We start from the raw sequence: 9,944 nt of genomic DNA, 5'->3' as shown, positions 1-9,944 counted from the left end.
CTGCGGCCAGCGGCCGCAACTGCCGGCCTGGCTCGACGGATTGATGACCAAATCCGAACACATGAAGGTGATGAAGAACGATCAGGCCGAGGTCGAGCGGTTCGTGCTGTCGGTCAGCCGCGCCGCAAAGCAGGGAGTTGCCGGATGAGCGTCGAGATTTCCAAGCTTGCCTCCGGCCTGACCGTCGTTACCGACAAGATGCCCCATCTCGAGACCGCGGCGCTCGGCGTGTGGGCCGGCGTCGGCGGACGCGACGAGAAGCCGAACGAGCACGGCATCTCGCATCTGCTCGAGCACATGGCGTTCAAGGGCACGACGAAACGCTCCTCGCGCGAGATCGTCGAGGAGATCGAGGCGGTCGGCGGCGACCTCAATGCCGGCACCTCGACCGAGACCACGTCCTATTATGCGCGGGTGCTCAAGGCCGACGTGCCGCTCGCGCTCGACGTGCTCGCCGACATCCTCGCCAATCCCGCCTTCGAGCCGGACGAGCTGGAGCGCGAGAAGAACGTCATCGTGCAGGAGATCGGTGCCGCGCAGGATACGCCCGATGACGTCGTGTTCGAGCATCTCAACGAGCTCTGCTACCCCGACCAGCCGATGGGCCGCTCGCTGCTCGGCACGGCCAAGACGCTGCGCGCCTTCAATCGCGATTCGCTGCGCGACTATCTCTCGACGCATTATCGCGGGCCCGACATGGTGGTGGCCGCGGCCGGTGCGGTCGATCACAAGCAAGTGGTCGCTGAGGTCGAGAAGCGCTTCGCAAGTTTTGAGGCGACGCCGGGTCCCAAACCGCAGGCGGCCATGTTCGGCAAGGGCGGCGCCAAGGTGGTGCATCGCGAGCTGGAGCAGGCGCATCTGACGCTGGCGCTGGAAGGCGTGCCGCAGAGCGATCTGTCGCTGTTCTCGCTCCAGGTCTTCACCAACATCCTCGGCGGCGGAATGTCGTCGCGCCTGTTCCAGGAGGTGCGCGAGAAGCGCGGCCTCTGCTACTCGATCTACTCGTTCCACGCGCCCTATACCGACACCGGCTTCTTCGGCCTCTACACCGGCACCGATCCGGCCGACGCGCCGGAGATGATGGAGGTCGTGGTCGACATCATGAACGATTCGGTCGAGACCCTGACCGAGGCCGAGATCGCACGGGCCAAGGCGCAGATGAAGGCGGGCCTCCTGATGGCGCTGGAGAGCTGCTCTTCCCGCGCCGAGCAGCTGGCGCGCCACGTGCTGGCCTATGGCCGGCCGCAGACGGTCGAGGAGCTGGTGGGCCGGATCGACGCCGTCAGCGTCGAATCGACCCGGGATGCCGCGCGTGCGCTGCTGTCGCGGAGCCGCCCTGCCGTTGTCGCATTAGGCAGTGGCAGGGGTCTGGACACGGCGGTGTCTTTTGCGGAAGGATTGACGCGGGCACGTGCCAAGGCGCGGCTGCATTAGGAGCCGCGCGCGGGCTGAGCTGCCCCGGGAAGCATCACCATGGCCCTCTTTCGCCTGCCGTCCAGTGGACCCGCCGCCCTCGCGCCGCGCGGTAACGGGCTGTTGCTGCGCGCGCCGCAGATGTCGGACTTCCTGCAATGGGCGCATTTGCGCGAGACCAGCCGCGATTACCTGACGCCCTGGGAGCCGATCTGGCCGTCTGACGATCTCACCCGCTCCGGCTTCCGCCGCCGCCTGCGCCGCTATTCCGAGGACATTGCCGCGGACCGTTCCTATCCCTTTCTGATCTTCCGGGAGCTCGACGGCGCCATGGTCGGCGGCATCACGCTGGCCAATGTCCGGCGCGGCATCGTGCAGGCCGGCACCATCGGCTATTGGGTCGGCCAACCCCATGCCCATCGCGGCTACATGACGGCTGCACTGCGGGTGCTGCTGCCGACGCTGTTCGGCGAGCTCAATCTGCACCGGGTCGAGGCCGCCTGCATCCCCACCAATGCGCCGTCGATCCGGGTGCTGGAGAAGTGCGGTTTCTCCCGTGAAGGCCTGGCGCGCCGCTATCTCTGCATCAACGGGGTCTGGCAGGACCATTTGCTGTTCGGCCTGCTGCATGAGGATTTCCGCGGCTGAGCGGCTCGCTTCATTGGGCCAAGTCCCCTGGCCAAGTCCTCTGGCCAAGTCCCTGGCCCAGTCCCCCTTTTTGCTGCCTTGGGTTCGCCGATTTTGGCGATATAACCCGCATGCCCCGGCCGGCGATCGGCCGGATAATTGTCATTGGAGTACGGGCTTTGATGGTGAAGCAGCTTCGGTCATCGCGGAATGTGCTGCGGCGGATGCCGGCGATCGCGCTGGCATTGTCGATGTCGTTCGCGACGGTTTCGCCGGTGGCCGCCCAGTCCTTGACCGACCGCTTCAAGAGCCTGTTCGGCGGCAAGTCGGATGAGCCGGCCCCGCCCAAGCCCGCGCCTGCGCCTGGCCAGCCGGCGGAAGACGACCTCGATTGCCCGCAGGTGACGGTGCGTGCGGGTGCATCGACCTACGCGGTGGGGGCGGCCGGAAAGCCGGCCGTCGGCAACGAGATCCGCTTCCAGGCCTCGATCACCAAGATGGCGCGCGAATGTGCCCGCAGCAGTGCCGGCATCACGGCCCGGATCGGAATCCAGGGCCGCGTGATCGCCGGTCCCGCCGGTGCGCCCGCCACCGTCGAGGTCCCCTTGCGTGTCGCGGTGGTGCAGGGCGGCGTCGGCGAGAAAGTGATCGCCTCGAAGGCTTACCGGACCACGGTCGAGATGTCGGAAGGGGGCAGCGTGCCCTTCACCTTCATCGTCGAGGATCTGGCTTATCCGACGCCCTCCGCCTCGACCGCCGATTCCTATGTCTTCTATGTCGGCTTCGACCCGCAGGCGCTGTCCCCCGAGCCGAAGGGACGGAAGAAGAAGTAGGGGGCTCGTGCCCCGGACGCAGCGCAGCGCTTCTTCAGCGGTGCGCTGCAGAGCCGGGGCCCATGCCGCCGGCACACTGGGTCCCGGCTCTGCGTCGCGTCATTTCATGCCGCGCCGCGTCCGGGACACGAGAGTCTTTCGACAAAAAAAGCCGGCGCTCATTGCGCCGGCTTTTTGATTGGTGAAGGCAGAACCCTCAGTTCAGCTTTTGCCGGACCTCGGTGATGCCCTTGGCGATCAGATCGTCGGCAACCGAGCCCTTGACCGACTGCGACAGGATCGTCGAGGCGGCCTGGACGGCGGCTTCCGCCGCTGCGGCACGGACATCGGCGAGCGCCTGGGCTTCGGCGAGCGCGATCTTGCTCTCCGCGGTCTTGGTCCGGCGGGCGACGAAGTCTTCCATCTTCGCCTTGGCCTCAGTCGCGATGCGCTCGGCTTCGCTCCTGGCGTTGGCGATGATGTCGGCGGCCTCGCGTTCGGCCGAGGCGGTGCGCGCCTTGTAGTCGGCGAGCACCTTGGCGGCTTCCTGCTTGAGACGCGTCGCGTCGTCGAGCTCGGCCTTGATGCGGTCGGCGCGATGGTCGAGCGCAACCATCGCTTTCTTGAAGACCCCGAGATAGCCGAACAGGACCATCAGGATCACGAAAGCGATGGCGACCCACGTTTCAGGATCGAAGAACATATCGACTAACCCTTCAAGGACGCATCAACGGCGGCATTGACCGACGCCGCGTCCGGAACCACGCCGGTGAGCTGCTGCACGATCTGGCCTGCCGCATCGGCGGCGATGCCGCGAACGTTGCTCATGGCGGTTGCGCGGGTCGAGGCGATGGTCTTCTCCGCCCCGGCGAGCTTGGCCGCCAATTGCTCTTCCAGCGTCTTGCGCTCGGCGTCCGCCTGCGCATTCGCCTTGTCGCGGGATTCGTTGCCGATCGCCTGCGCGCGCGAGCGTGCCGAAGCAAGCTCGTTCTCATAGGCCTTCAGCGCCGCGTCGGACTGGTCCTTCAGCTTCTGCGCTTCGGCGAGGTCGCCCTCGATCTTGTTCTGACGGGCCTCGATCGCACCGCCGACACGCGGCAGAGCAAGCTTGGACACGATCACGTAAAGCAGGACGAAGAAGATCGCGAGCGACACCAGCTGTGAAGCGTAGTTGCTGCTCTCGAACGGCGGAAAACCGCCACCGTGGTGACCACCGTCAGCCCCGGTGTGAGCGCCCGCCGCCGGACCTTTTGCGCCGCCATGACTTTCAGCCACGGAGTTCTCCTGTTGCTGTCACACGCGCCGTCCCAATGGGATGGAACGGCGCGAAAAACGTCGTCCTCAGAGCGGAACGAACAGCAGCAGCAGCGCGATCAGCAGCGAGAAAATGCCGAGCGCTTCGGTCACGGCGAAGCCGAAGATCAGGTTGCCGAACTGGCCCTGAGCGGCCGACGGGTTGCGAACGGCTGCGGCGAGGTAGTTGCCGAAGATCACGCCGACGCCGACGCCTGCGCCGCCCATGCCGATGCATGCGATGCCCGCGCCGATAAGTTTTGCTGCTGCCGGATCCATTTTAGACTCCTTGGAAGAAAGATTGGGTTGTGGGTGGAAATTCCCCGGACCGCTCAGTGTCCCGGATGAATGGCGTCGTTGAGGTAGATGCAGGTCAGGATCGCAAACACATAGGCTTGCAGGAACGCGACCAGAATCTCGAGCGCGTAGAGCGCGACCGTGAGAGCCAGCGGCAGCACGCCGCCGACCCAGCCCAGCGCCCCGAGCGAGAAGCCGAGCATGGCGACGAAGCCCGCGAACACCTTCAGCGCGATGTGGCCGGCCAGCATGTTGGCGAACAGACGGACGCTGTGGGAGACCGGCCGCAGGAAGAACGACAGGACCTCGATGAACATCACCAGCGGCAGGATGTAGCCGGGGACGCCGTGGGGCACGAAGATAGAGAAGAATTTCAGGCCGTTCTTGGCGACGCCGTAGATCAGCACGGTGAAGAAGACCAGAAGCGCCAGCGCCGCGGTGACGATCAGATGGCTCGACACCGTGAAGGTGTAGGGGATGATGCCGACCAGGTTCGAGACGCAGATGAACATGAACAGCGAGAAGATCAGCGGGAAGAACTTCATGCCTTCCGCGCCGGCCGTCGAACGGATGGTCGAGGCGACGAATTCGTAGGAGATTTCGGCAACCGACTGCAGGCGCCCGGGAACCAGCTGCGTGCCGCTGGCGAGCATCAGGATCGAGATCACCGCCACCGCCACCAGCATGTAGAGCGACGAATTGGTGAAGGCGATCGTGTGATTGCCGATATGGCCCAGGGTGAAGAGAGGCTCGATGTTGAACTGGTGGATCGGGTCGATTTTCATCAGCGCGGCATCTCTTGGTCTGCCGGGCAATGCCGGCGGGTCTCGGTCTGCCGGCCGGGCCGGCCCGTACCGGCAAGGCCGGCACGATCATTCCTCTGGTGCGGATCGGCTAAGACCCACCGCGCCTGTCTTGACCCGCACCCGCCGTTCTCACCACATTCACCACGCCGGCGACGAAGCCCAGCAACAGGAACACGATAAATCCGAAAGGCGACGTCGACAGCAAGCGGTCGAAACCCCAGCCAATCCCCGCTCCGACGACGACCCCGGCGACCAACTCGGAGGATAACCGGAAACCAAGCGCCATCGCCGAAGCTCTGGCCGCTCTGTCTTCACCGTCACCTGCGGGTTGCTCGGTCTTGATTCGTTGGTCCCGGAGTTCGGACAACCGCTGATCAAGTTTTCCGAGCCGTTCGGAAAGCGCAGCTTCCTCGGACGATCTATCGCGATCCCCATTCTCGCCGTGTCCCGTGCCCTGTGTCATGCAACGAAGACCCGAAACGCCGCGGCTGAATGGAAATTGCGCCCGCCACCCTCAAAAGCCGCGCGGACCATACTGATGGCCCATAATCAAGTCAAGCCAAGTCACGATTGCGTCGCTTTCGGTTATGTAGCTGATTTGTTTGATGATATTGGCGCACACGGCAGCGCTGCACACAGCGTGACGCCGCACCGCAGCAGCAGGCCTCAGGATCGGCGGATGCGGCCGCCCTTACGCCACGCTGCCGGGATCGAAGACGCCGCCGCGATCGTTGATGCGGGTGCGTGTTTTGGGCGGCGGATCGCCTCACCGGGGTGTAGAATTTGCGAGAGGGCCACCTGCACGTCGTGGCGGAGAGCGCGATGAGACCAGTGACGTCATCCACAACATCATGGCTTGCGCTGGCGGCGTTCGCCGCCGCGATGGCGATCGGCGGCGACCTCGAGGCCGCGCAATCCACGCCCGACAGCGAGAACGGCCGCTACAGCATGGCGCCGATCCCCGAGGGCGTGCTGCGGCTCGACACGCGCACCGGCACGGTATCGACCTGCACCAAGAACGGCATCGGCTGGGCCTGCTACGCGGTGCCCGACGAACGGACCGCGCTCGACGCCGAGATCGGCCGACTCCAGGCCGAGGTCGAGAGGCTGAAGGGACAGCTCGCGGCCGGGCCGACGGTGTCCGGCAAGATCGACGAGGCGCTGCCGAAATCCGACCCGCTGAAGAAAGCGGAGCCCAAGGGCGCCGAGGGCGAGCGCAAGATCGAGATCCCGCTGCCGAGCGATCAGGACGTCGACCGCGTGATGTCGTTTCTGGAAAGGGCCTGGCGGCGGCTGATCGACATGGCCAACCGCGTCCAGAAGGACGTGTCGGGGAAGATTTGAGGACCCCTTCGCGCCATCCATGCGTTGAGGTGCCGTAGGTGGGCAAAGGCGTTCTTACGCCGTGCCCATCATGTTTCCACGATGCTGAGAAAGGACGTGGGCACGTCGCTTCGCGCCTTTGCCCACCCAACGGCAGTGTTCGATCAATCGAGATATTTGATGACATCAGCCAAATCCATCACGCGCTCGGCGCCATCGTCGGTGCAAGCCACCACCGTCGCATCGTCATTGCTGACCGTGCAGACACCGGGCCGCGGCTTCACCGATCTGACCAGCGAGGCTGCAAAATTCATCGCCGAGGTTCACGCGCGCGACGGCGCGCTGACGCTGTTCATCCGCCATACCTCGGCCTCGCTGACGATCCAGGAGAATGCCGATCCGTCCGTGCTCGTCGATCTCACCACGGCATTATCCCGGCTCGCGCCGGAGAATGCCGGGTGGATCCACGACACCGAAGGACCCGACGACATGCCGGCACATATCAAGACGATGCTGACCGGGGCCTCGCTTCAGGTTCCGGTCCTGAACGGCCGGCTTGCCCTCGGCACCTGGCAGGCGATCTACTTGATCGAGCACCGCAAGCGCCCGCACCGGCGCGAGGTGGTGCTGCAATTCGTCGGCAGCAATCAGTAAAGCAATTTTAGCGCTCAAAACAAAACCGGCCGCGGATCGCTCCGCGGCCGGTTCGTTGTGCTTATCGCTGCTTTCGATCAGGTCGCCTTGATGTCGACGTCCTTGGTCTCGGGCAGGAAGAAGAAGCCGATCACGACGGTAATCGAGGCGAAGATGATCGGATACCAGAGGCCGGCATAGATGTCGCCGGTCGAGGCCACGATGGCAAAGGCGGTCGCCGGCAGCAGGCCGCCGAACCAGCCGTTGCCGATGTGGTAGGGCAGCGACATCGAGGTGTAGCGGATGCGGGTCGGGAACAGTTCGACCAGCATCGCCGCGATCGGGCCGTACACCATGGTGACGTAGACCACGAGCACGAACAGCAGGCCGATGATCGCCGCCACCTGCGGACGGAAGATGTCGAACGGATGCGCCATCTTCACGATTCCGGCGTCGCCGCCCTTCGGATAACCGGCCGCCTGCACCGCGGCGAGCACCGCCGGGTTGCCGTCCTTGGCGTTGGCGTAGGCGATGTCCTTGCCGTTGACCACCACCTTCACGCCCGAGCCGGCTGCGCCCGGCGTGGTCGTGTACCTGACCGACGACTGCGACAGATAAGCGCGTGCGGTGTCGCAAGGTGCGGTGAAGACACGGGTGCCGACCGGGTTGAACAGGTCGCCGCAACCCGCGGGATCCGCCACCACGTCGACCTTGACCGATTCGATCGCCTTTTCCAGTGCCGGGTTGGCATTGGTGGTGATCATCTTGAAGATCGGGAAGAAGGTCAGCGCCGCGATCAGGCAGCCGCCGAGGATGATCGGCTTGCGGCCGATCTTGTCGGACAGCATGCCGAACACGATGAAGAAGCCGGTGCCGAGCAGCAGCGACCAGGCGATCAGCAGGTTGGCGGTGTAACCGTCGACCTTCAGGATCGATTGCAGGAAGAACAGCGCGTAGAACTGGCCGGTGTACCAGACGACGCCCTGGCCCATCACGCCGCCGAGCAGCGCGAGCAGCACGAGCTTGCCGTTCTGCCAGTTGCCGAAGGCTTCGGTCAGCGGCGCCTTCGAGCTCTTGCCCTCGTCCTTCATCTTCTGGAAGATCGGGGATTCATTGAGGCGAAGCCGGATCCAGACCGAGATGCCGAGCAGCAGCACCGAGACCAGGAACGGGATGCGCCAGCCCCACGCCGCGAAGTCGGTCTCGCCGAGGGCGCTACGGGTGAACAGGATCACCAGCAGCGACAGGAACAGGCCGAGCGTCGCGGTGGTTTGAATGAAGGAGGTGTAGTAGCCGCGCTTGCCGTTCGGAGCATGTTCCGCGACGTAGGTCGCCGCGCCGCCATACTCACCGCCGAGCGCCAGGCCCTGGGCGAGGCGCAGCGCGATCAGGATGATCGGAGCCGCGATGCCGATGGTGGCCGCGTTCGGCAGCAGGCCGACGATGAAGGTCGACAGACCCATGATCAGGATGGTGACGAGGAAGGTATATTTGCGGCCGACGATGTCGCCGATGCGGCCGAACACGATCGCGCCGAACGGACGCACCAGGAAGCCGGCTGCGAACGCCAGCAGCGCGAAGATGTCGCGGGTTGCCGGCGGATAGGCCGAGAAGAACTGCGCGCCGATGATGCCGGCCAGCGAACCGTAGAGGTAGAAATCGTACCACTCGAAGACGGTACCGAGCGAGGAGGCGAGAATGACGAACCGTTCGTCCTTCGTCATCCCTCCCGCGCCTGCTTGAGATACGGCCATTGTCGACATGTTGAGTCGCTCCCCGAATTGCGTTTCCTCGCGCCCCAGACGTCCGGACATGCCGGATCAACCCAGGTCTTGCCCGCAAGGTAACATCGGCGTGAAACCCGCCCCAATACGACTTTCGGCCTTGCGCACTGACGCGTAGCTGACGCCCGGTATCGGGCACCGGCGCGCCGCCACGTAGGCTTCCGGATTAACCCCTTTGCAGCAAAGGGATAATGTGCACTTGCATGCCACGGCCGCTCGGGGAAGAATTGACATATCCGGGATTGGTCCGCCGGCCCGCGAACGACAGCAAGAGAACGATGAACGCTCCCTCGACCCATCTCGTCATCGCCGATGACCATCCTCTTTTCCGCGACGCGCTGCGACAGGCGGTGGCCGGCGTCCTGACCTCGGCCAGGATCGACGAGGCCGGATCGTTCGAGGATCTGACCAAGCTCCTGGAACAGACCTCGGATGTCGACCTGATCCTGCTCGACCTCTCGATGCCCGGGATCTCAGGCTTTTCCGGCCTGATCTATCTGCGCGCGCAATATCCGGCGATCCCGGTGGTGATCGTCTCGGCGTCCGATGACAGCGCCACGATCCGCCGTTCGCTCGATTTCGGCGCCTCCGGCTTCATTCCCAAGCGATTCGGCGTCGAGACCCTGCGCGACGCCATCCTCAAGGTGATGGAGGGCGACGTCTGGGTTCCCGCCGATACCGATTTGTCGGCTGCGGCCGATCCCGACATGACGCGCCTGCGCGACCGCCTGGTGACCCTGACGCCGCAGCAGGTCCGGGTCCTGATGATGCTGTCGGAGGGCCTGCTCAACAAGCAGATCGCCTATGAACTTGGGGTCTCCGAGGCCACCATCAAGGCTCATGTCTCGGCGATCTTGCAAAAGCTCGGCGTCGAGAGCCGCACCCAGGCGGTGATCGCGGCCGCCAAGATCGCCGGCGGCCAGTGGAAGCAGGGCACGCCGACGGGGTGAGCGCCA

12 protein-coding genes and 1 pseudogene are annotated in these 9,944 nt (G+C 64.8%); 7 read left to right on the top strand and 6 right to left on the bottom strand.

Annotated features, from left to right (window positions below; all coding sequences use genetic code 11):
* The 4 genes and pseudogenes from IC66_RS46295 to IC66_RS0118360 all read left to right on the top strand — a co-directional run.
* Positions 1-148, top strand: a pseudogene (locus IC66_RS46295) (threonine synthase); the annotation flags it as partial.
* Positions 145-1,434 carry a M16 family metallopeptidase gene (locus IC66_RS0118370; protein ID WP_028139846.1) on the top strand — a complete coding sequence of 430 codons (1,290 nt, stop codon included), beginning with the start codon at positions 145-147 and terminating at the stop codon, positions 1,432-1,434. The pseudogene IC66_RS46295 and the gene IC66_RS0118370, both read left to right, overlap by 4 nt.
* 39 nt (positions 1,435-1,473) lie before the next feature.
* On the top strand, positions 1,474-2,061 hold the full coding sequence (locus tag IC66_RS0118365; RefSeq protein WP_018316343.1) for a GNAT family N-acetyltransferase: 588 nt from the start codon (positions 1,474-1,476) through the stop codon (positions 2,059-2,061).
* Between the two features lie 161 nt (positions 2,062-2,222).
* Positions 2,223-2,873 carry a hypothetical protein gene (locus tag IC66_RS0118360; protein WP_038948595.1) on the top strand — a complete coding sequence of 217 codons (651 nt, stop codon included), beginning with the start codon at positions 2,223-2,225 and terminating at the stop codon, positions 2,871-2,873.
* Between the two features lie 196 nt (positions 2,874-3,069).
* Here the strand turns inward: IC66_RS0118360 and IC66_RS0118355 are convergent, their stop codons facing one another.
* From IC66_RS0118355 to IC66_RS0118330, 5 genes are all read right to left on the bottom strand, one after another.
* Entirely contained in the window at positions 3,070-3,555 is a 486-nt protein-coding gene (locus tag IC66_RS0118355) for a F0F1 ATP synthase subunit B family protein (protein WP_028139848.1), read from the bottom strand.
* A gap of 5 nt (positions 3,556-3,560) precedes the next feature.
* Entirely contained in the window at positions 3,561-4,127 is a 567-nt protein-coding gene (locus tag IC66_RS0118350; RefSeq protein ID WP_028139849.1) for a F0F1 ATP synthase subunit B, read from the bottom strand.
* A gap of 66 nt (positions 4,128-4,193) precedes the next feature.
* Entirely contained in the window at positions 4,194-4,424 is a 231-nt protein-coding gene (locus IC66_RS0118345) for a F0F1 ATP synthase subunit C (RefSeq protein WP_007599451.1), read from the bottom strand.
* A gap of 53 nt (positions 4,425-4,477) precedes the next feature.
* A complete protein-coding gene (locus tag IC66_RS0118340; RefSeq protein WP_028139850.1) occupies positions 4,478-5,227 on the bottom strand; it encodes a F0F1 ATP synthase subunit A in 750 nt (249 codons plus the stop codon).
* A gap of 109 nt (positions 5,228-5,336) precedes the next feature.
* Positions 5,337-5,711: an AtpZ/AtpI family protein gene (locus IC66_RS0118330; protein WP_028139851.1), complete on the bottom strand. Its 375-nt coding sequence runs from the start codon at positions 5,709-5,711 to the stop codon at positions 5,337-5,339.
* Between the two features lie 359 nt (positions 5,712-6,070).
* On the opposite strand from IC66_RS0118330, the gene IC66_RS0118325 reads away from it, so the two are divergent.
* Both IC66_RS0118325 and IC66_RS0118320 read left to right on the top strand, forming a co-directional pair.
* A complete protein-coding gene (locus tag IC66_RS0118325; protein WP_028139852.1) occupies positions 6,071-6,592 on the top strand; it encodes a hypothetical protein in 522 nt (173 codons plus the stop codon).
* Between the two features lie 159 nt (positions 6,593-6,751).
* Positions 6,752-7,225: a secondary thiamine-phosphate synthase enzyme YjbQ gene (locus IC66_RS0118320; RefSeq protein ID WP_038948594.1), complete on the top strand. Its 474-nt coding sequence runs from the start codon at positions 6,752-6,754 to the stop codon at positions 7,223-7,225.
* 77 nt (positions 7,226-7,302) lie between these two features.
* Here the strand turns inward: IC66_RS0118320 and IC66_RS0118315 are convergent, their stop codons facing one another.
* On the bottom strand, positions 7,303-8,928 hold the full coding sequence (locus IC66_RS0118315; protein WP_173015728.1) for an MFS transporter: 1,626 nt from the start codon (positions 8,926-8,928) through the stop codon (positions 7,303-7,305).
* Positions 8,929-9,266: 338 nt separating this feature from the next.
* On the opposite strand from IC66_RS0118315, the gene IC66_RS0118310 reads away from it, so the two are divergent.
* Positions 9,267-9,938: a response regulator gene (locus tag IC66_RS0118310; protein WP_018316334.1), complete on the top strand. Its 672-nt coding sequence runs from the start codon at positions 9,267-9,269 to the stop codon at positions 9,936-9,938.
* Positions 9,939-9,944: the final 6 nt, after the last annotated feature.

The organism is Bradyrhizobium genomosp. III (assembly GCF_000261705.1).
Lineage (GTDB): Bacteria > Pseudomonadota > Alphaproteobacteria > Rhizobiales > Xanthobacteraceae > Bradyrhizobium > Bradyrhizobium ottawaense.
The sequence above is the reverse complement of the archived record's forward strand: the minus strand, read 5'-3'. Positions and strand labels throughout refer to the sequence as shown.